We start from the raw sequence: 20,541 nt of genomic DNA on the forward strand, positions 1-20,541 counted from the left end.
GCCCGCCCCGAAGGATATGGTCTGGATACCTGCGGGCCGTTTCTGGATGGGGTCCGACGATTTCTATCCCGAGGAGTCCCCGGTTCACGAGGTGGCCGTGGACGGATTCTGGATGGACCGAAACCCGGTCACCGTGGCCCAGTTCCAGCGTTTCGTCCGCGACCGCGGATATACGACCACCGCGGAGATCCCGCCGGATCCGGCGGACTACCCGGACGCCGATCCGGCGCTACTGGTGGCGGGATCGCTGGTCTTCACCCCATCGCCAAGGCCGGTCGGATTGGACGACCTCACCCGGTGGTGGTCATTCGTCCCGGGCGCCCAGTGGCGCAACCCGGAAGGACCGGGCAGCGGTATCGGCGAGCGGCGCCGGCATCCGGTGACACATATGTCGTGGTTCGACGCCTGCGCCTATGCCGAATGGGCAGGCAAACAGCTACCGACCGAGGCCGAATGGGAGTATGCCGCGCGCGGCGGGCTGGACCGTCAACCGTTCGTGTGGGGAGCCGAGCACCGCCCGCGCTGGCGACCGGCAGCCAACGTGTGGCACGGTCGCTTTCCCTGGGAGAACACCCTCGACGACGGCTTCGCCCGCACCTCACCGGTCGGGCATTTCCGCCCCAACGGCTACGGTCTCAACGATATGGCCGGCAACGTGTGGGAGTGGACCGCCGATCTCCACACCCGCGACCACACCGGTGCCGGCCTCGATGCTCGGCCGGCCGGATCCTGCTGCCGCCCCGGCGCTGCGCACTCGGCGCCGGGCGAACCGTATCCGCGGCGCACGATCAAAGGCGGCTCGCACCTGTGCGCACCGAACTACTGTTTCCGCTACCGGGCCGCGGCACGCCAAGGGGAATCCGAGGAAACCTCGACCGGTCACCTGGGGTTCCGCTGCATCATCCGACCCTGAATCCCCGGGGTCCGGGCGCGGCCCGGGCATTGCGCCACGGCCTCGATGACCTTCTCCTCTGCCCCACAAACACGTATCGACGAGATCCTTGGGACAGGACGGGATCCAACCGCGAGGAAGGCAGAGCATGACCGAACGCACGGCACCCGCTTTCGGGAACCACAGCGCAGCCGATGTCGTTGCCGCGGTGGACGGCTCACCCAGTTCGTATCGAGCGGTGGCCTGGGCAGCGGTCGAGGCGAGTATGCACGGCTGTGGGCTGCATCTGATCAACTCGTGGGCCATTCCGTCGGGATTCGGTCCCGAGGCCACGATGACCGAGAACGACCTGCGCTGGTTGTACGACCAGGGTCAGCGTGTCGTCGACGAGGCCGAGCACGTGGCCCGGACCGCCTCGCCGGGCAAGGCGCCGATCATCAGCACCGAGGTGACCTCCTTGCTCATCACCACGGCGCTCATCAAGCGATCGCACTCGGCCCGGATGGTGGTAGTCGGCAGTCGCGGCCTGGGTGCGTTCCAGCGCGGGCTGCTCGGCTCGGTGAGCACAGCCGTCGCCCGGCACGCGTGGTGCCCGGTGGCGGTCATCCACGCCGACGCACCGCTGGACTCGGTCTCGGCCGGGCGACCGGTAGTGGTGGGAGTGGACGGCAGCGACAACAGCGCGCCGGCGGTGGCGCTGGCGTTCGACGAAGCGGCCCGGCGCAACGTCGGACTGATCGCCATGCACTCGTGGAGTGACACCAGCGGACTCGATTTCCCGATCCGTGACTGGGACGACGTCCGGAACTCCGCCGACAGGGCGCTCGCCGAGACCTTGGCCGGCTACCGCGAACAGTATCCCGATGTCGCGGTGCAGCGGATTGTCCGCGTGGACCGGCCCGCGCGTTCGTTGCACGACGCCTCGGCCGACGCGCAACTCGTCGTCGTCGGCAGCCGTGGCCGCGGCGGATTTCGGGGTCTGTTGCTCGGCTCCACCAGCGACGCCCTGCTTCATTCGGTGGACACTCCGCTGATCGTCGTCCGCGCCCGGCCTGCACACAATGACAGTGCAGGCGAGCACGAGTAAGAGGGGCGCGCTACCGGCACCGACAGCGTCGGGTCATATTCCTGATCCTGGCCATCCTCGGTGCGGTGACGGCGCCCTCGGCGCTGCCCGTCCGCCGTCGCCGGGAGCGCTATGCGCGGCGCCCGCCGCGCTCACCGTCTCAACCCCCTCGGGACTCACACCTCTGCATGGTGACGTGCGCGCAGCCGTGCCAGACGCAGTCCGGCAAAGGTGAGCGCGACCGCAACGCATCCAGCGACGGTCATGAGCCGGTTGACGTCCACGGCGGGTTGCCAGCGCACGCGGCCGTCGGCGACCACATAGGCACCGACGGGCTTGGCTCCGACGCCGAAGCCACCGCCGGACCCCTCTTTCCCTTCCTCATCGGTACCGGCGCCACCGCCCGCCCCGCCGGAGACCGCCGCGGCCGTGATCACCGTGATCCCGTCGCGTTCGACGGGATCGGCGAACACTCGCCGGACACTCATCGAGTCCTTCGCTGTGGTGAGAATATCGTCGACCTTCATCATGTCCTTCCTGCTGTTCACCGAGCGTCGTGCGCGACCATGACCGGGCAACTCGCGTGCTGAACCACCGCGTTGCTGGTCGAACCGAGCAGCAGACCCCGGAATCCACCACGCCCGCGGCTGCCGACCACCACCAGTTGCGCCACCTTCGACCATGCGAGGAGCTGGTGGCGCGGACCGAACAGATAGACCTTGCGGATGACGTCGACCTCCGGGTATTTCTCCTGCCAACCCGCCAGCTGCTCAGCCACAACGGTATGAGCCGCGGCGGCCACATCGGGATTCGAAATCGCATTCGGATATCCCGCGAACCGGTCGAACCGCTGATCACTCCAGGCGTGCACCGCGATCAGCCGGGTCGACCGCTCCGCTGCCTCATTGAACGCAGCCGCGACAGCGGCTTCGCTGGTCCGGCTCCCGTCGACCCCCACCACCACCGGCAGCGCCGCGCGGGTGTGCCGGTCGGTATCGTCACCGCGCACGACCACGATGCAGCCGTGACCGTGCGCGGTGACGGCAAGCAGCGTGGAGCCGAGATGGGTGAACGTCCCGCTATCGCCCGAGGCTCCGAGAACGACCATATGCGCGTCGGCCGATCGGGCGAGCAACAGCCGCGACGGATCGTCCTCGGCGACTTCGGTCCGGATCCGCAGCGCGGGGTCGACGGTGCCGGCGAGCGAGACAGCCGCGGCAACATAGTCGGCCCCGCGCCGGCGGATGTTTTCGAGAACCCCGGGGACCGTCACATCGTAGATACCGAGCGCGCTCGAAGCAGCCATGAGATCGAGTCCGTGCACGATAAGTAACTTGCGGCCACGTAGGGACGCAGTTTCGGCGGCCCAGCGCACCGCCCGGCTCGCGGCATCGGAGCCGTCAGTTCCCACCACGACAGCCGCCGCTGCCGACATACGCGAGTGTCCGGTACGGTCCGTGGCCATTGCGCTGACCCCTTCGGCTCTACGAGGGCGAACACCCGTAGGCTAAATCGGCCGACCCGGGCGTCTCGCCTGCCATTGGTCATGAACACAGAGGCCCTTGGGCAGCGACGGTTCCTTCGCTGTCGCCGGTATCAGAGTCGTGCCGTACGCACGATCAGTACGTCTCCCTATGCGTCAGGAGACAGAGCAGCCGCAGCGAGGTGCGACTGTGGAGGTACGTTTGTGTTGGTGTCCAACTCACGGTGACGAGTCAGAGCACGACTGCGAGATACATCTGACTGCGGCAAGTTAGTAAGAAACCACGGAGACAGGATCCTGAAAATGCACAGGTGGTGCTCAAGAGGTTAACCGAGAATCTACCACTGTGCTACCAGGAGAGGTGACCTGCTCCCCGTGAATGCGACCGGCCGGAATTAGAGTCCTGTTGGCCCTGGTGAGGGCCAGAAGGGACGATAGGAACCATGGCTGGACGCAAGCGGCATTCCGCGGAGGACATCGTGCGCAAGCTGCGGCGCGCCGATGATCTGGCCGCGGAGGGCTTGACCGGCGAGCAGATCGCCGCTGACTTGGGGGTCTCGGCGGCGACACTGTATAACTGGCGCCGCCAGTACGGCGGGATGGACACCGATGCCGCCAAAGAACTCAAGGAGCTGCGGGAACAGAACGCCCGATTGAAGCGGCTGCTCGCCGACGCTGAGCTGGAGAAAGACGCCTTGCGGGAGATCAGCAAGGGAAAATTCTAGGCCCGGCGGCCAAGCGACGCGCCGTGGACATGCTCCGGGATCGGATGGGCATGTCCGAGAGGTTCGCGTGCAAAGTTGTCGGGCTCGCCCGCTCCACCTATCGACGGTTGCCGACCGCGCAGACACCGACTGATCCCGACGCCGGGGCGCGGGCCTGGCTGCGTGGTTATGCGGCCAAACACCCATGCCACGGGTTCCGCCGGGCTTGGGCAGCTCTGCGGTTCGACGAAGGCCATCGGGTGAATATCAAACGGGTGCACCGGCTCTGGCGACAAGAGAGCCTGCAGGTGCGGGCGCATCACCCGCGTAAACGTGCCGGGATCTCGTCGGTGCCGGCGGTGGATGCGGATGCGCCGAGGGTGGTGTGGGCGCTGGATTTCCAGTTCGATTCCACCGTCGACGGGCGTGCGGTGAAAATCGCGTCGATGATCGACGAGCACACCCGCGAATCACTGCTGCACCTGGTCGAACGGTCGATCACCGGCGAGCGTCTGGTGGCCGAACTGGAGCGGGTCTTCGCTGCCCGTGGGACGCCGAAGGCGCTACGTCTCGACAACGGTCCAGAGATGGTTTCTGCAGCACTGCAATCGTTTTGCGAGGATCGGGTCGGGATCTCCTATATTCCGCCGGGCACGCCCTGGAACAATGGATTCGTCGAGTCGTTCAACCGGCGCCTGCGCGTGGAGTGCCTGAACCGCAACCACTGGACCAGCCTGCTCGAAGCTCGGGTGGTGATCGCGGACTTCAAGCACGAACACAACCACCGGCACCGGCATTCGGCGCTGGGCTACCGCACACCGGCCGAGTACGCTGCGGCCTGCACCCACACCCACCACCCGGTGGACTGCCACATCAACTGAACACCGATGACAACGATCCGACTCTGAAACCGGGTGGTCGCGTTATCGGGGACTGGTCAGTACGGCGATCAACTGCCCCGAGAAATGCTGCGCGAACACTATCGGTGCAATCCAGACATCATCGAGTTCTGCAACCGGAAGTTCTACGACGGCCGGTTGGTCCCTTATACGCGCAGTACACCGGGGTTCACGCCGATGGCGGTGGTGCGGACCGCCCCGGGTAATCATATGCGTCACATCTATGGTGACGCCGACCCGAAGTCGAACGGGCGGAGCAATCAGCGCGAGATCGATGTGATCCGGCACGAGGTCCTGCCGTGGATATCCGCCGATATCGCTCCGCACGAAGTCGGGATCACCACTCCTTATCGCCGTCAGGCCGACAAGGTGGCCGACGCCCTGATCGAGTCCATCGAATCCGACACCGTGCACAAATTCCAGGGGCGGGAAAAGGATGCGGTGGTCATGACCACGGTGCTCGACGATACCCGTAGCAGCCGGGCAGCGTTGAAGTTCGCCGACGACCCGAACTTGATCAATGTGGCAGTATCTCGTGCGATGCGCTTGTTCGTTCTGGTCACGCACCCTTCGGAGCTGCCGGCCAGTCGGCACCTGCGCGATCTGATCGGCTATATCCGGTACCGGGATCCGGGTAACCCGGTCGTGGACAGCGATGTGGTGTCGATCTTCGATTTGCTGTACAGCGACTACGCGGAGCGGCGGCGCAAACATCCGCACATCAGGTGGGGGAGTACCGAGTGGGCTTCGGAGGACATCGCCCTCACCATGGTGGAAGGGGTGCTTGCCGAACCCGATTACGGGCATCTGGGGGTGCACAGGCAGGTTCTTCTGCGGAATGTGTTCCCGCGCAACTTGGATCGGCTCGACGATCGGCATCGCAGGTTCGCCCGGCGCCGATCGTCGTTCGACTTCGTCGTATACAACCGGATCACCAACGAGAACCTGGGCGCTATCGAGGTGGATGGGTTCAGCACTCATGAAGCGAGCCCGGAGCAGCGCGCCCGTGACGCATTGAAGGACGAGATATGCCGTCGCTACAACTTCGAGCTACTGCGCCTGCCGACGACCGGCAGCGGTGAACCGGCCGAGGTTCGCAGGTTCCTCGGGCGACTTGCCTGAACAACTTCGGATCAGTATGTGATGTCACTACCCATGCTGCTGCCGGCGCAGTGTCTGTATCGGTCAACCGGCCGGGCGGCAAGCGGGCTCGCCGGCCCGGCTCTCGGATTTGAGTTTCACCGGCACGATTCCGCCGGGGGTGCGCGCCATCAGGGCCAGGGTGGTCTCGAGTAAGCCGGGGAAAGCCTGGTCGACCTCGACGGTCCGTAGGTGTACGAAGCAGCGCGTGCCTTCTTTGCGTGTGCGGGTCAGGCCCGCCGAACGCAGCACTTTCAGGTGGTAGCTCAGTGTCGAGGGGGCTACCGGGACATCGAGCTGCCCCCAGGCGACTTCGTGGCCGTCGCTGAGCAGCCGGATCAGCCCCAGTCGTACCGGGTCGGCCAGCGCGTGCATGACTTCGGCGAGTTCGACCTCGGCGAGATCACGGTAATCCGGGGGCGTTGTTCGTACCACGACCCTGATGGCCATCGACCCCCAGCGAGCCATGCTCGCCCTCGCTCTGGGAATCAGCGGACTCTACGGTGGCAGCGCCCTCGGCGCGGCTGTCGGCGGCTATCTCATCGACAACCACTCCGCGCCGGCGATCCCCTTTGTCGGCGCGGCAGTCGTGGCACTCGCATGGCTACTCACCTTGCCGGCCAGCCGGGACACAGGCACTGTCAGCGGCCCCGATATGGCTCTGCACCGCTGAATGCGCCAGCTGCGCGGCCCGACGCCGGTGACCCGAACCCGGTAGTCGCGGGTGATCGGGTCGAAGCGGTTGTAGCGGTAGGGATCCGGTTCCCCGGCATCAGCCGGATCGACTCGGGCCGCGTTGTGGGCCGACTCTTCGCGGTCGGTTCGGGCGCGGGGCCGCCTGCAGCGTCTGTGCGGGCAGCACGGCACCCGCCCCGATGATCTCTATACCGAGCAGGCGGTCGTCCTCGTCGAAATCGAGAACGACTTCGGCATCCTTGATGGTCACATTCTGCTGTCGTACGGCTTCACCTGCACCGATGGGCTGCTTCAAGGCGATATAGGCGGCATCGGCAGAGGGATCGTATGTCATATGCATGTTCAAAGGTTGTGCTCTTCTCGGCTGATCGGACCCGAGGGTTGTTTCCGGCCTGTGCTCCCAAGGCGCAGCGAAGGGCGGGCCCCCAGAACTCGGCCTCTCCGTACTGCGCCTCTGGAAACGATGCCACACAGAATCCCGCATCCGCCGCGGCTCGAACTACCACCCTTCTGCAACGAGAACTTCCCTGCCAGAGCGCGACGACTGACGCCGACCCCGTGGAGCCTGCCACGGTGGGCGATCGGCACAACTTGCCGACCTGGACGTCTTTCGGACGATGTTGTCGAGGCCGAGTTGGGCGATCGCCGACCGCGCGTATGCCGCCCGGCTCGGCGTCGCGAGCATCGTGGTCACCGGCTCGGACCGAGTGTCGTGGGGTGTCACCGCCGGCCGTGTTGCGACCCCGGCCGCGTCGAGGTCGGCTCGAGCCCCGTCCGGTAGTTCACCCGCACCAGCCCCTACCTGTCACTTTTCCGCCGGTAGTCCGAGTTGTGCCCATGAACGCGTCGATTTCGAATACTCGACACAGCCGTCAGGGTGGCGAGGCTACGGTGGCTGTCTTGTGAGAAGGTGAGGTTTCACTCGTGCGCCCGGTACCGGCGGTGTCGGTTACGAGTGTCGCAGGATTCGGGTGAAGGAGAGGCTTCGGTGGAAGCGGCGTTCGATGTGGCCGGGTTGGTAGGGCATCGCTATCGTGTGGATGATTACTACGAGGTGGGGCGGGAGAAGATCCGCGAGTACGCGCGGGCGGTGCAGGACTTCCACCCGGCGCACTGGAGCGAGGACGCTGCTGGTGAGTTCGGATACGCCGGTCTGATCGCGCCGACCACGTTCATCTCCACTGCCGCGATGTTGGCCAACCGCAGGCTGTTGGAGACCGTCATGGCCGGCTACGACGTGATCGTGCAGACCGATCAGGTTTTCGAGATGTACAAGCCGGTGCTCACCGGCGACCGGTTGGTCAGCGATGTCGAGCTGTCCTCGGTGCGTCGCATCGCGGGCAAAGACCTGCTCACTATCACCAACACCTTCACCGACCAGACCGGCGACATCGCGCAGATCATGCACACCACCGTCGTCGGCCTTACCGGCAAGGACGTCGATGCCGACCTCAGCGACACGATCGAGCGCATCGTTATGAGCGGGCTGCACGCGAATTACCGAGCCACGGCCGCATCCTCCGCGAGGAACGGGCCGATGGCGCCGGATCCGGATACCGGGACAGCTACGCGTCTCTCGCCGATTTCCCGTACGCGTATCCCACGCACCGTGTCGCGATTCGAGGACATCACCGTCGGTGACGAGCTTCCCACTCGTTCTGTGACCGTGACACGGGGTGATCTGGTGAATTATGCCGGGGTCTCGGGAGACGCGAACCCCATCCATTGGCACGATGGGGTCGCCGCGCTCGCCGGTCTGCCGGGCGTGATCGCCCATGGCATGCTCACCATGGGTTTGGGAGCGGGATTCGTCACCGGATGGCTCGGTGACCCGGGTGCATTGATCAGGTACGGGGTCCGGTTGTCGAATTACACCGTCGTCGAAGCCACCGCCGCGGGGACCGTGGAGTTCACCGGGCGCGTCAAATCGGTCGATCCCGACACCAGGACGGCTGTCGTCGTCATCGTCGCGAAGTCGGGCGGCCGCAAGATTTTCGGCCTCGCCACGGCGGATGTCCGCCTCGCCTAGCCTCCGCCGCGATAGCGGGGGCCGTTGCCGGCGGTGAACGAACAGCCGTCCCCCGGCGAGACCGTGGCGGGCGGTTACGCCGCAGGGAACCTCGTCGACCGGTGCCGATACTGCGAGGTCTGTTCAGGAGAACAGCAATCGAGGAACGGGGCGCCCAGTGACTCGCAGCCGCGAGTGACGGTCCTCTCGCGGGGCCGGGTCGCGCCTCCGCGGTCGGTGATGCTGCGGCGCGGTTACGGTCGAAGCTGTGCCTGCCTCTGAAGATCGTTTTGCCCGTAGCCGGTCCGACCGGATGCCTCGCCGAGATGTCCGGCCGACGTTCGTGCTCGTGCACGGGGCGCACAGCAACTCTTGGTCGTGGTCTCCGCTGCTACAGGAACTCGCGCTACTCGGGCATCGAGGTTTGGCTGTCGACCTGCCCGGTCATGGCCTCGGCGGCTATTTCCCGGTGTCGTACCAGGCTCCCCAGGATCTGCGGTCGTTCACCGCCCAGGCGTCCCCGCTGTCGTCGATCACTCTGCAGGACAATGTCGACCATGTGGTGGCCGCGGTACGGCGGGTGGCGGAGTTCGGACCGGTGATCTTGGTCGGCACCAGTGGCGGCGGTGCGACCATCAGCGGCGTCGGCAACACCGTGCCGGACCTACTGGACGGAATCGTCTATATCTCGGCCTGGTGCTGCGTCGAATTGCCCAGTGTCGCCGCCTACCTCGAGACCTTGGGGATTCACGATGTGGCCGCGGCGATGGTCAATTGGCGGTCGGCCGACCCCGGCCAACTGACAATGATGAAGCGCAACCTGATGGCCGATGCCACCGACAATCAGTTCCGCGCTTGTCTCAATCTCCTCGAACCCGCGGACTCGGCGCAGGTTTTCACCACGGATTGCCGCGTACGAGCCGATACTTGGGGGCGGATTCCCCGCACCTACATCCGTTTCTCCCACGATCGCGCCATCCCACTCGCCATGCAGAACCGGATGATCGCCGAAGCGGACGCTTTGACCCCCGGCAACCCTTTCGTGGTCCACACCATCGATACCACCCACCTCGGCGCATGTCTCCATGCGGCACGAATAGCCGGCATTCTCGCTGGGTCGAGCCCAGTGGGATAGGCCGACCGGCCCAACACCGGCGAGTCGATATCGAGAGAGTTTCCGGCCCGATGGACGCGATCGACGCCGAGCCCGTCGGGTGTCTCGCTCATCCATGTCGCGATGTCTTCGGTATCGCGCAGGGGCGGTTTGTTTGCCATGCCCAGCCCGGCCGATGCCGTCGGGTGGGGAGACGAGACGATCGTGGGACAGCTCTGCGCCGACCCGTCACCACAGCCGGCCGTTTCCTCCGATACCCGGCAGTAGCACGGATGATATGAACGTACCATTTATGGGGTACGGGCATACCATTCAGCTGAGAAGAACACCCGACGAGGAAGGCGAGGTTCCGTGCCACGATTGGTCGACCATGAAGTGCGGCGCCGTCAGATCACCGATGCCGTGCGCCGCGTCATCGTCACCGGCGGCCTGGAAGCTGTGACCTTCCAATCGGTCGCCGCCGAGGCCGGGATCTCGATACGGCTGGTGCAGTACTACTTCGGAACCAAGAACGAGTTCCTACTGGCGACCCACCGATCGGTCATACAGGACGCCGGTGCCCGATTCCAGCAACGGTGGACCGCACTGGGGCCCGAGGCCACACCCCGAGAGGCGATTCACGCGGTCCTGACCGAGCTGCTGCCCTTGGACGAGCAGCGCCGGGAAGAAGTCATCGTGCTCAACGTGTTCGCCACCGCGGCGATCGCCGGCCGAGGCATCACCGCCGAAGAAACCTTCGCCGCGCCACAAGCCCTCGTCACGATCGTCACCGACCAACTCCGGCGTACCCGGAGCTCCGATCGCTCAGAGCTGGACGATGCCCCCGAACGCGACGCCGAACTCATCACCATGACGATCGGCGGACTGGCCCAGGCCATGCTCCAGAACTTCATCACCCCCCGGTCCGCCCTCGAGCTCCTCGACCATCTGCTCGATCGCGTGCTGGGGACAACCACCGCGGACGCCGACCCGGCCCGATCGGTACCGAGTTGAGCGCCACCGACCGGCGGACCGATACAGCCGCACAGACCAAAGTTCACGGACCTGGATATTCAGCGCAACCCGGCGTGTCGGCCGGGGAGCAGCGAATCGGCCAGGCGGGCGGCGAGTTCGGCGTCCAGTGGAGTTCTGGCCACCGCCAGTCGATACCACAGCACTCCGTATGCCTGATCGGCGAGCAGTTCCACATCGGTATTCGCGGGCAGTTCCCCTCGTGTGCGCGCTCGGTCGAGCACGCGATGCAGAACGGCGCGGCGGTCGCGGGCGAAATCGGCGAGTAGCTCTGCCGTCGCGGGCTCGCTCTGCGCTTCGGCGAGGACGGCGCGCAGCAGGGCGGACATCGGTGGCGATGTCGCGGCGGCGAAAGTGGCGGTGAGGATGCTCGTCATATCTTCGTGCAGGGAGCCGGAGTCGGGATCGGGTGCGTTGTTGCGGGCCCATTCGGTCATCGCCTCGAGCAGTACCGCACCTTTCGACGGCCACCAGCGATAGATCGTTTGTTTGCTGACGCCGGCCTTCGCCGCGATATCGGCGGTCGTCACCGTGAGGCCGCCGTGTCCCGGCAGCAGATCGACCGCGGCGTCGAGGATGGCGCGGCGCGCGGCCTCGTTACGGCGGCGGCCGGTATGCGGGCGTTGTCGCGTCACTCGCCCAGCCTAGCGGTTGACGGAACTGGCGGTACCGAGAAGAATTGTCGAGACTGATGGTACCTATAAAGGTGGTGCGTCCTCATGAGTCCGACAACCGCGAAACAGCGCCGGGTGAACTGGTATCACCGGCGCATCGCCAATCCCCTGATGCGGCGAGTGGTGGGACACCTGCCCGGTCAGGCGTTACTGGAGACCACTGGTCATCGCAGCGGCCTGCCCCGCCGAACCCCGGTCGGCGGCCGCATGGTCGACGGCTCGTTCTGGCTCGTCAGTAACCACGGTCTCGCCTCGGCATATGTCCGCAATATCGCGGCGGACCCACGGGTCCGCTTGCAGACCCGCTCTCGGTGGTACACCGGTATCGCCCACCTGCTTCCCGAGGATGACGCACGCGCCCGTCTGCGGCGGCTCCCGCGTGTGAACAGCTGGAATGTCCGCATGCTCGGTACCGACCTGCTCACCATCCGGATCGACCTCGACCAGCGGTGACCTGCTCGTGAGCCGGTGCCGCCGAGGCGGCTCCCACCGCTGTCAGAACGCGACCGCGGCCTCCGTGAGACGTTCGAACACCGCGGGAGCGGGCCATCCGCCGGTGCGGTAGCGCGGTGGGTGGAGGCCCGGCATCGGGACGATACCGGTGAGCTCGACGGCGGTGCCGAACGGCACTACGACGGTCCGTTCGTCGTCGGTGGCGAACGCGAGGAAATCGGCCACCGGCAGGGTGGCGTCGACACCTTCACCCCAGACCGTCACGGTATGGATACCGTCCTCGCGTTCGGCCACCATCAGACTGCTCACATAGATCGCCTCGAGGTCCTCCTGGTAACGCTCCTCGAGCCATTGTTGCTGGGTGTGGTACTGCGCACCGGCCAGTATCGCGCGCGCCCGGGCCACCTCGGCGCTGTTGGCGGTGCTCACCTGGTCCAGCGGGATCACCAGGCCGGATTCGTCGAGGGTGTACCCCTGGGGCGACAGTGGCCGTGCCGCCTCCCGGTACTGCTGTTCCACCGCTTCGAAGGCCTCGGACAGCAGCTCCGGATCACCGGGAACGATCAGCAGGCTCCGGTGATCCGGAACGAACGCCACCGGCGGATGCTCGAAGTTCGTCGTCGAGACGAGCAGCCAATCCGGCACCAGGATCCACGACGACAGATAATCGGCTTCGTCGACCGCTATCCTCACGATCCCGTCGCCGGGCAGTTCCGCCACCGGCACCACCGCCGCCAGGTTCTCCCGGGCCACCGTGAACGCTTCTTCCGCCGTCACGCCCCATTCGGCGAGCTTCGTCTCGTCGGGGAAGCCGATGACATCCGGGTGGTCGATGGCCAGCAACTCGTCCACGAAAGGGAAGAGCGGGCGCCGTATCCGCGAACCCTCGTCCGCCGATGCGTAGGTGGCAGGCCGTAGTGCCGGTCGCAGCAGCGGGCGTACCTCCTCCCAGCTCTCGGGTGGTGCCGTGGGCGTGACGAGTGCGGGCACGATTCGCGCCAGCCATTCCCGGGTTTCCTCCGGCGATCGGTCGCGCGTTTCCGTGAAGAGGTTCGCGAGATGGAGCACGGCATCTCCACCGTCGTAGCGGACAGCGAATTCGCCGGCGTCATAGGAGACATCGCTGATACCTGCCGTGCGCATATGCCCGAAGACCTGCAACGCGAATTCGCGCCGTACCCGATCGTCGTCGGTATTCGTCATCTGGAAGAGCAACCTCACGTTCACGGTTCGGGCAACGACAAGAAGCGCGGACGCTACCGGAACCGCCGCCGGTGGCGCTCGGTGATGTTCCCAGTGGCGGTGCCACGGCCGCGGACCGGCCCGTTGATTCACGGGGATCATCCGTTGCCCGGCGCCGCGGTTTCGGTCATGGCGGGGAGAGGAGCGAGTCGCGGTCTGCAGCGGGGGCAGCCACACCTGGCCGGTGGGTACGCGGCGCGCGGAAACGCCGAACCGGATGTGGCAGTTGTTCGCAGCACATCCGCATTCGTCGCCGTTCGATCACGTTGCAGGACACGGCGGCCGCCCGGACTTCTCCGGGCGGCCGCCGTGGGCTTCGGTGTGCTGCCGCGTCCTGAGCGGAGCGGGGCTGCTAGCGCCCCTGATGCGACCGCTGCCGTGCTTCCTGCACTCCGGCTTCGGAGCGTGCCTTCTCGGCCTCGGCTTCCTTCTCCGCGACCTCGCGCTGTGCTTCGGCCTTCTCCTGCTGGGCGATGCCCTCGTCGCGCAGGCTCTCGTTGTCGAGGAGGGTGCCGCCTACTTCCTTGGCCTTGCCCTTCACACCTTCGACGACGCCTTCCAGTCCTTCCCGGGGGCCGGTCTGCTTCTCCGCCACGATGATTACCTCCGAATGTTCGGTCTTGGTGGATATACGCGACATACCCGGAGGTAGCGGGTTCAATCGGTGATCTTCCGGACGGCCGGAGACGGCGGCGGGAGGGATCCGGTGATGGCTTCCAGGGCCCGGCGGTGGCCGCCACCATGCTCGCCGTACACACTCGCGCGGGACCGAGACGATCACGGGGCCGGGACTTGTTCGGACCGATCCGTACAGGCTCCCGCGATACCCGGTTCGGATGCCCGGGCCGGCCGCCCACGGGTACCTCGTTACGGTGTGATCGTGTTCGACAACAACTCACGCCTCGAGCGCAAGATCGATCGTCTCGAGCGCAAACTCGATCTGATCTTGCAGCACCTGCAGATCGAAGATCCCGATGCCATCGACTTCACCGAAATCGATGATCTGCTGCGCCGAGGCAAGAAAGTCGAGGCCATCAGGCGCTATCGCCAACTCGACCCCGCCGCCGGTTTGAAGGAAGCCGCGGACGCGGTGGAAGCCCGGGCGAAAGCACTCTGAGGGCGGAGAAACCGTCGGGTCGCGGATCATCGGTGAGGGTGCCGCTGTGTCGCACCAGCGATGCGCTGGGCGGTATATCCATGAGCGCAGCTGGTTCGTCTCGCCCTGCCGTGGCAAGCGCATGTCCGCCCGATAGGAAAGGAGGCCGGTGGTGGAGAAGATGTATGCCGGTGGCCGGCTGCGTGCACTGCGTGAACAGCGAGGACTCTCGCAGTCCGGTCTGGCCAAGGCGCTGGGGCTCTCGCTGAGTTATGTCAATCAGCTGGAAAACGATCAGCGCCCGTTGACTGTGCCCGTGTTGATGCGGCTGACCTCCACCTTCGACCTGGATGTCGGGTTCTTCGCGCCGGAGACCGATGCCCGGCTGCTCGCGGATCTGCAGGAGGTGTTCGCCGAGGATCCGGAAGCCGCGCCGGTGAGCAGCACCGAGCTCGATGATCTGCTCACCCGGGTCCCGGCGGCGGTGCGGTTGCTGATCAGTCAGCATCGGCGCCTGCGTACGATCAACGGGCAGCTCGAGCTGCTCACCGACGGGCTCGACTCGCCGGTGGTGGGGCCCCGCACCGCGATGCCCTACGAGGATGTCCGCGACTACTTCTACGACCGCCGCAATCACATCCCGGTCCTGGACACCGCCGCCGAGGAGTTGTTCGTCGCCGGGAGGTTCACGCTCGGTGGGCTGGATCTGCAACTGGCCCGTCTCCTGCACGACGAACACCAGGTGAAGGTCCTGATCCGTTCGGAGGACCCGGTCCGGCCCGGGCCCAAGCGCCGCTACGATCCGGAGACCCGCACGCTCACCCTCGCGCGTCGCCTGACCGCCGGGCAGCGCGCGTTCCAATTGGCTACGCAGCTGGCGTTCCTCACCCAGTCCGCGGTGCTCGAGGAGCTGCTCGCCGAGACCGCGACGTTGCCGGCGGAGTCCCGGCGGCTGCTCCGGATCGGCTTGGCCAATTACTTCGCCGGCGCGTTGATCTTGCCCTATGGGGCGTTCTTGAACGCGGCGAAAGCGGTGCGTTACGACATCGATCTGCTCGCCGCGCGATTCGAGGTCGGGTTCGAAACGGTATGTCACCGTCTGTCGACGCTGCAGCGGCGCGGGCAACGCGGCGTGCCGTTCTTCTTCGTGCGCACCGACCGCGCGGGCAACATCTCCAAACGTCAGTCCGCCACCGCCTTCCACTTCTCCCGGTCCGGGGGCAGTTGCCCGCTGTGGGTGGTGCACGAGGCGTTCGCGACGCCGGGCCGGATCCGCACCCAGATCGCGGAGATGCCCGACGGGCGCACCTATCTGTGGTTGGCGCGGACCACGGGGGAGAGCAGCCCGGGTTACCTTTCGCCGTCGCGGGATTTCGCGGTCGGGCTCGGGTGCGATCTCGCTTTCGCCGATGAACTCGTCTACTCGCACGGGCTGCCCCTGCGCGATGCGGCCGCCGCTGTTCCGATCGGGGCCGGATGCCGGGTCTGCGAACGTGCCACGTGCGCCCAACGCGCGTTCCCGCAGATCGGCCGGCCGCTCGCCGCGGACGAGAACCGGCCGGCCACCACCCCCTACGCCCCGGTCCCCGCGATCGGGGAGCGAGGTCCGGATACGAGCGAGTGGTGATCGGTCCCGCGCCGCGGGGCGGGCGTTCGACCCCGAGGGGGCGGTGAGGGCAATTCCGCCCGCACCACATCCACCGCCCACACGCCGCCTCCACAAAATCCGCAACTTCGCAGGTCGGCCTCCACAAGATTCGCCTTTGCAACGGATTTCCACTGCTCGGCGGGACACGTAGCGTCCGGGGAAAGCGAACGCTACCGATCCCTGGAGGCCGAGGACTGTGAAGAATCATCTCGTCCGTACCCACCGCTCCGCGGAGAATTTCCCCCGTGAGCAGCATCTGGCATGGCGGATCGCCGAGGTGGCGACCGATCCGGTCGAAGTCGCCCCGGAGACCGAGGAGATGATCGTCAACCGGATCATCGACAACGCGGCGGTTGCCGCGGCGTCGCTGACCCGGCGTCCGGTGGCCAATGCCCGGGCGCAGGCGCTGACACATCCCTACCGGCCGGGCGCCGGTGTATTCGGTGTCGAGGGCACGTTCTCCCCGGAGTGGGCGGCGTGGGCCAACGGTGTGGCGGTGCGTGAACTCGATTTCCACGACACCTTCCTGGCCGCCGAGTACTCGCACCCGGGCGACAACATCCCCCCGATTCTGGCGGTTGCCCAGCACACCGGCCGGTCCGGCCGCGACCTGATCCGGGGGCTGGCCACCGGCTACGAGATCCAGATCGACCTGGTGCGCTCCCTCTGCCTGCACGAGCACAAGATCGACCATATCGCCCACCTCGGCCCGTCGGCGGCCGCCGGTATCGGCACCCTGCTCGGCCTGGACACCGAGACGATCTACCAGGCCATCGGGCAAGCCCTGCACACCACCACCGCGACCCGCCAGTCCCGCAAAGGGGAGATCTCGAGCTGGAAGGCCTACGCCCCCGCGTTCGCCGGAAAGATGGCGGTGGAAGCCGTCGATCGCGCGTTGCGCGGTGAGGGCGCCCCGTCTCCGATCTGGGAGGGTGAGGACGGCGTGATCGCCTGGCTGCTGGGTGGCCCGAGCGCCGAGTACGCGGTGCCGCTGCCCGGTCCAGGAGAAGTCAAGCGGGCGATTCTGGATTCCTACACCAAGGAGCATTCGGCGGAATACCAGAGCCAGGCCCCGATCGACCTGGCCCGGCGGATGCGGGACCGGATCGGGGACCTGGACCGGATCGCCTCCATCGTGCTGCACACCAGCCACCACACCCATGTGGTCATCGGCACCGGCTCGGGTGATCCGCAGAAGTTCGATCCCACGGCCTCGCGAGAAACTCTCGATCACTCGGTTATGTACATCTTCGCGGTCGCGCTGCAGGACGGCACATGGCACCACGAACGCTCGTACGACCCGGAGCGCGCGCAGCGCCCCGACACCGTGGAGCTGTGGCGCAAGATCTCCACCGCCGAAGATCCGGAGTGGACCCGCCGCTACCACTCCACCGATCCGACGGAGAAGGCGTTCGGTGCCCGCGCGGAGGTCACCTTGAAAAGTGGTGAGGTGATCATCGACGAACTCGCGGTCGCCGACGCTCACCCGCTGGGCGCGCGGCCGTTCGTCCGCGACCAGTACATCGCCAAGTTCCGCACCCTCGCCGCAGGCGTCGTCGAGCCGGCCGAGCAGGACCGCTTCCTGGAGGTGGTCCAGCGCGCGGGTGAGCTGTCCGCGGATGAGTTGCCGCAGCTCGTCTTCACCGTCTCGGCGGATGTACTCGCCCGCGCCCCGCGTTCCCCGAAGGGATTGTTCTGATGACAGGTCTACTGGCAGCGTCCACACCGGCCGCCGATAAGCGCGTGGCCTTCCGCGCGGGTCTGGTCTCGGGCCGCATCCAGCGTTTTCCCGGCGCGTTCAATCCGCTGGTCGCCGGACTGATCCAGGAGATCGGGTTCGAAGGGGTTTATGTCTCCGGCGCGGTGCTCTCCGCCGATCTGGGCCTGCCCGATATCGGGTTGACCACTCTGACGGAGGTCTGCGGACGTGGTCACCAGATCGCGCGGGTCACCGATCTGCCGGTGCTCATCGATGCCGATACCGGTTTCGGTGAGCCGATGAGCGCCGCGCGGACGATTACCGTGCTCGAGGATGCCGGGATCGCCGGCTGCCACCTCGAAGACCAGGTCAACCCCAAACGATGCGGTCACCTCGATGGAAAGGCCGTGGTGTCGCCCGACGAGATGGTGCGGCGGCTGCGGGCGGCTGTCTCGGCCCGCCGCGACCCGAACTTCGTGATCTGCGCCCGCACCGATGCCGCGGGGGTCGAAGGGATCGACGCCGCGATCGAGCGCGCGCAGGTCTACGCCGACGCCGGTGCCGACCTGATCTTCACCGAGGCATTGCACACCCCCGCGGAATTCGAGAAATTCCGGGCCGCTGTATCCGCCCCATTGCTCGCCAATATGACCGAATTCGGCAAATCCGAGCTGATTCCGGCGGCGACACTGGAATCGATCGGTTACAACGCGGTCATCTATCCCGTCTCGACCCTGCGGCTGGCCATGTATGCGGCGGAGGCGGGACTGCGCGAAATCCATGCCGAGGGTACGCAGTCCGGTCTGCTGGCTCGGATGCAGCACCGCAGCCGCCTCTACGAGTTGCTGCAGTACGAGCGTTACAACGTATTCGATTCCGCTGTATTAGATTTCACTCCGGGGAGGAACCGATGACGAACTCGGCTTCGGTCAGCGAGCCGACGCGGGACGCCGGCCACTTGTCCGCGATCCCGACCATCTGCAAGGGCCTGGCAGGCGTCGTCGTCGACACCACCTCGATCTCCAAGGTGGTGCCGGAAACCAACTCCCTGACCTACCGTGGCTACGCCGTCCAGGATCTGGCCGCCAACTGCAGCTTCGAACAGGTCGCCTACCTGCTGTGGTACGGCGAACTACCCACCCACGCCGAACTGGAGCGATTCCAGCAGCGGGAGCGGGTATCACGGCGCGCCGACCGCTCGCTGCTGTCCCTGGTCGCGAAGATGCCCGATACCTGCCACCCCATGGATGTGGTGCGGACCGCGATCAGTTACCTGGGTGCGGAAGACCCTGCCGAGGACGACAATTCGGCCGAGGCCAACCGCGCCAAAGCGCTGCGGATGTTCGCGGTGCTGCCGACCATCGTGGCGGCCGATCATCGCCGGCGCCGCGGTCTGGACCCGATCGCCCCGCATTCCCCTATGGGTTATGCCGAAAACTTCCTGAACATGTGTTTCGGCGAGGTTCCGCCGCCGGAGCTGGTGAAGGCGTTCGAGGTATCGCTCATCCTGTACGCCGAGCACAGCTTCAACGCCTCCACCTTCGCCGCGCGGGTGGTCACCTCCACACTGTCGGATATCTACAGCGCGGTCACCGCCGCCATCGGTGCTCTCAAGGGACCGCTGCACGGCGGCGCCAACGAAGCCGTGATGCACCACATGCTGGAAATCGACGATCCCGGCCTGGCGGGGGAGTGGTTGCGTGAGAAGCTGGCCCAGAAGGAGAAGGTGATGGGTTTCGGGCACCGGGTCTACAAACAGGGTGATTCCCGGGTACCCACCATGAAGCAGGCCTTTCTGGATATCGCCGCGGCCACCGGTGGGCAGAAGTGGGTGCAGATGTACGAAGCGCTGGAAAAAACGATGGACGAGGCCACCGGGATCAAGCCGAATCTCGATTTTCCCACCGGCCCGGCGTATCACCTGCTCGGATTCGGGGTCGAGCTCTTCACCCCGATCTTCGTGATGAGCCGGATCACCGGCTGGACCGCGCACATCATCGAGCAGGGCGAATCCAACGCCCTGATCCGGCCGCTGAGCGAATACGTCGGTGTACCCCAGCGCCCCGTCGTCGCCTGACCACTTCGATATCCGATATCGACGGTCCACACGAGGTAGCCGGCTACGGGCGCGGAGATCTGCGGGGATTCCCAACACCGACAGGTGCCGTGCCACACAGCAATGTGGGAAGACCGTCACTTACTGCTGCCGGTTACCGCGGTACCGGCGGGTTGTGAGGGCGGCGTCGGCGACATCCGGACTCGCGAACTGTTCGACCGTATTCCGGGTCAGGGGCGGCGATACAGTTCTCGGCGCAGGCCGCGGCCGAGCTTGCGCTGCAACCGGCGGAGGATCCGAACGGTCTCCTCGTCGGGGAGTCCTGTGGTGATCGACCAGTCCGGTCCGGATCCGAAGATATCGCTGGCGAAGGCGAATTCGGTCGCCACCAGGGTTCGTCGCCAATCCCGCGCGCTCAGCGGCTCGTTCGATTTCAACGCCGAACGCAACCGCCGTGCCTGCTCGTACAGGTCCTGCACACTCCGGAAGTCCATAGCAGCCGCGAGCGCTTCGGTGCAGTGGGCCGGACCGCCCCATTCGCCCAGTCCGTGGCGTAGTACCTCACGTTCGTCCTCCGATAGTTCGATCGCTACCAGGTCATCCGGATCCATTCCCTCAGGATGGCCCACTGCCCATACACGAGAAGACCGCCCGGGCGGA

Annotated in this window: 22 protein-coding genes; 14 read left to right on the plus strand and 8 right to left on the minus strand. The window is 66.1% G+C overall.

What is annotated here, in order from left to right; all coding sequences use genetic code 11:
• Positions 1 to 16 precede the first annotated feature (16 nt).
• Entirely contained in the window at positions 17 to 913 is an 897-nt protein-coding gene (locus tag ACYR7D_RS18650) for a formylglycine-generating enzyme family protein (RefSeq protein ID WP_459550213.1), read from the plus strand.
• A gap of 127 nt (positions 914 to 1,040) precedes the next feature.
• Positions 1,041 to 1,979 carry a universal stress protein gene (locus ACYR7D_RS18655; protein ID WP_051157978.1) on the plus strand — a complete coding sequence of 313 codons (939 nt, stop codon included), beginning with the start codon at positions 1,041 to 1,043 and terminating at the stop codon, positions 1,977 to 1,979.
• A gap of 155 nt (positions 1,980 to 2,134) precedes the next feature.
• Here ACYR7D_RS18655 and ACYR7D_RS18660 read toward each other — a convergent pair whose 3' ends face one another.
• Both ACYR7D_RS18660 and ACYR7D_RS18665 read right to left on the minus strand, forming a co-directional pair.
• Positions 2,135 to 2,488 carry a spore germination protein GerW family protein gene (locus tag ACYR7D_RS18660; RefSeq protein WP_396890858.1) on the minus strand — a complete coding sequence of 118 codons (354 nt, stop codon included), beginning with the start codon at positions 2,486 to 2,488 and terminating at the stop codon, positions 2,135 to 2,137.
• 14 nt (positions 2,489 to 2,502) lie between these two features.
• Positions 2,503 to 3,423 (minus strand): universal stress protein, encoded by a 921-nt coding sequence (locus ACYR7D_RS18665; protein ID WP_459545805.1) that lies wholly within the window; start codon positions 3,421 to 3,423, stop codon positions 2,503 to 2,505.
• Positions 3,424 to 3,884: 461 nt separating this feature from the next.
• On the opposite strand from ACYR7D_RS18665, the gene ACYR7D_RS18670 reads away from it, so the two are divergent.
• A protein-coding gene (locus ACYR7D_RS18670; RefSeq protein WP_459545806.1) for an IS3 family transposase occupies positions 3,885 to 5,026 on the plus strand; the annotation gives its coding sequence in 2 pieces (ribosomal slippage) (positions 3,885 to 4,149 and positions 4,149 to 5,026; 1,143 coding nt in all).
• 33 nt (positions 5,027 to 5,059) lie between these two features.
• On the plus strand, positions 5,060 to 6,166 hold the full coding sequence (locus ACYR7D_RS18675; protein ID WP_459545807.1) for an AAA domain-containing protein: 1,107 nt from the start codon (positions 5,060 to 5,062) through the stop codon (positions 6,164 to 6,166).
• A gap of 63 nt (positions 6,167 to 6,229) precedes the next feature.
• On the opposite strand, the gene ACYR7D_RS18680 is transcribed toward ACYR7D_RS18675, so the two are convergent.
• Entirely contained in the window at positions 6,230 to 6,634 is a 405-nt protein-coding gene (locus tag ACYR7D_RS18680; protein ID WP_459545808.1) for an ArsR/SmtB family transcription factor, read from the minus strand.
• Between ACYR7D_RS18680 and ACYR7D_RS18685 the strand changes: the two genes are divergently transcribed.
• On the plus strand, positions 6,627 to 6,857 hold the full coding sequence (locus ACYR7D_RS18685) for a hypothetical protein (RefSeq protein WP_459545809.1): 231 nt from the start codon (positions 6,627 to 6,629) through the stop codon (positions 6,855 to 6,857). The genes ACYR7D_RS18680 and ACYR7D_RS18685 overlap by 8 nt on opposite strands.
• A gap of 99 nt (positions 6,858 to 6,956) precedes the next feature.
• Here the strand turns inward: ACYR7D_RS18685 and ACYR7D_RS18690 are convergent, their stop codons facing one another.
• Positions 6,957 to 7,220: a DUF2283 domain-containing protein gene (locus ACYR7D_RS18690; RefSeq protein ID WP_459545810.1), complete on the minus strand. Its 264-nt coding sequence runs from the start codon at positions 7,218 to 7,220 to the stop codon at positions 6,957 to 6,959.
• Positions 7,221 to 7,868: 648 nt separating this feature from the next.
• On the opposite strand from ACYR7D_RS18690, the gene ACYR7D_RS18695 reads away from it, so the two are divergent.
• The 3 genes from ACYR7D_RS18695 (at position 7,869) to ACYR7D_RS18705 (ending at position 10,995) form a co-directional block, all read left to right on the plus strand.
• Positions 7,869 to 8,909 carry a fused (3R)-hydroxyacyl-ACP dehydratase subunits HadA/HadB gene (locus ACYR7D_RS18695; protein WP_459545811.1) on the plus strand — a complete coding sequence of 347 codons (1,041 nt, stop codon included), beginning with the start codon at positions 7,869 to 7,871 and terminating at the stop codon, positions 8,907 to 8,909.
• Between the two features lie 292 nt (positions 8,910 to 9,201).
• Positions 9,202 to 10,023: an alpha/beta hydrolase gene (locus tag ACYR7D_RS18700; RefSeq protein WP_459545812.1), complete on the plus strand. Its 822-nt coding sequence runs from the start codon at positions 9,202 to 9,204 to the stop codon at positions 10,021 to 10,023.
• 330 nt (positions 10,024 to 10,353) lie between these two features.
• The gene (locus tag ACYR7D_RS18705) at positions 10,354 to 10,995 is read left to right on the plus strand and encodes a TetR/AcrR family transcriptional regulator (protein WP_459545813.1); all 642 of its coding nucleotides are present in this window, start codon (positions 10,354 to 10,356) and stop codon (positions 10,993 to 10,995) included.
• Positions 10,996 to 11,054: 59 nt separating this feature from the next.
• Here the strand turns inward: ACYR7D_RS18705 and ACYR7D_RS18710 are convergent, their stop codons facing one another.
• A complete protein-coding gene (locus ACYR7D_RS18710; protein ID WP_459545814.1) occupies positions 11,055 to 11,648 on the minus strand; it encodes a TetR/AcrR family transcriptional regulator in 594 nt (197 codons plus the stop codon).
• Positions 11,649 to 11,732: 84 nt separating this feature from the next.
• Here ACYR7D_RS18710 and ACYR7D_RS18715 point away from each other — a divergent pair, with 84 nt between their 5' ends.
• Positions 11,733 to 12,140: a nitroreductase/quinone reductase family protein gene (locus tag ACYR7D_RS18715; protein WP_459545815.1), complete on the plus strand. Its 408-nt coding sequence runs from the start codon at positions 11,733 to 11,735 to the stop codon at positions 12,138 to 12,140.
• A 42-nt stretch (positions 12,141 to 12,182) separates the two neighbouring features.
• Here ACYR7D_RS18715 and ACYR7D_RS18720 read toward each other — a convergent pair whose 3' ends face one another.
• Together ACYR7D_RS18720 and mbp1 are read right to left on the minus strand one after the other, a co-directional pair.
• Positions 12,183 to 13,343, minus strand: a complete 1,161-nt coding sequence (locus ACYR7D_RS18720) for a DUF1444 domain-containing protein (protein ID WP_459545816.1) — start codon at positions 13,341 to 13,343, stop codon at positions 12,183 to 12,185.
• Between the two features lie 391 nt (positions 13,344 to 13,734).
• A complete protein-coding gene (gene mbp1 / locus ACYR7D_RS18725) occupies positions 13,735 to 14,022 on the minus strand; it encodes a microaggregate-binding protein 1 (protein WP_459545817.1) in 288 nt (95 codons plus the stop codon).
• Between the two features lie 240 nt (positions 14,023 to 14,262).
• On the opposite strand from mbp1, the gene ACYR7D_RS18730 reads away from it, so the two are divergent.
• The 5 genes from ACYR7D_RS18730 (at position 14,263) to ACYR7D_RS18750 (ending at position 19,902) form a co-directional block, all read left to right on the plus strand.
• On the plus strand, positions 14,263 to 14,499 hold the full coding sequence (locus ACYR7D_RS18730) for a hypothetical protein (RefSeq protein WP_459545818.1): 237 nt from the start codon (positions 14,263 to 14,265) through the stop codon (positions 14,497 to 14,499).
• 160 nt (positions 14,500 to 14,659) lie between these two features.
• Positions 14,660 to 16,105, plus strand: coding sequence for a short-chain fatty acyl-CoA regulator family protein (locus ACYR7D_RS18735; protein ID WP_459550214.1), 1,446 nt, complete (start codon positions 14,660 to 14,662; stop codon positions 16,103 to 16,105).
• A 217-nt stretch (positions 16,106 to 16,322) separates the two neighbouring features.
• On the plus strand, positions 16,323 to 17,825 hold the full coding sequence (prpD, locus tag ACYR7D_RS18740) for a 2-methylcitrate dehydratase PrpD (RefSeq protein WP_459545819.1): 1,503 nt from the start codon (positions 16,323 to 16,325) through the stop codon (positions 17,823 to 17,825).
• A complete protein-coding gene (prpB, locus tag ACYR7D_RS18745) occupies positions 17,825 to 18,739 on the plus strand; it encodes a methylisocitrate lyase (protein ID WP_459545820.1) in 915 nt (304 codons plus the stop codon). Before prpD ends, prpB begins: the two co-directional genes overlap by 1 nt.
• Positions 18,736 to 19,902, plus strand: a complete 1,167-nt coding sequence (locus tag ACYR7D_RS18750; RefSeq protein WP_459545821.1) for a bifunctional 2-methylcitrate synthase/citrate synthase — start codon at positions 18,736 to 18,738, stop codon at positions 19,900 to 19,902. Before prpB ends, ACYR7D_RS18750 begins: the two co-directional genes overlap by 4 nt.
• Before the next feature lie 209 nt (positions 19,903 to 20,111).
• On the opposite strand, the gene ACYR7D_RS18755 is transcribed toward ACYR7D_RS18750, so the two are convergent.
• On the minus strand, positions 20,112 to 20,492 hold the full coding sequence (locus ACYR7D_RS18755) for a hypothetical protein (RefSeq protein WP_459545822.1): 381 nt from the start codon (positions 20,490 to 20,492) through the stop codon (positions 20,112 to 20,114).
• Positions 20,493 to 20,541: the final 49 nt, after the last annotated feature.

The sequence above is a fragment of the Nocardia sp. X0981 genome (genome assembly GCF_977089955.1).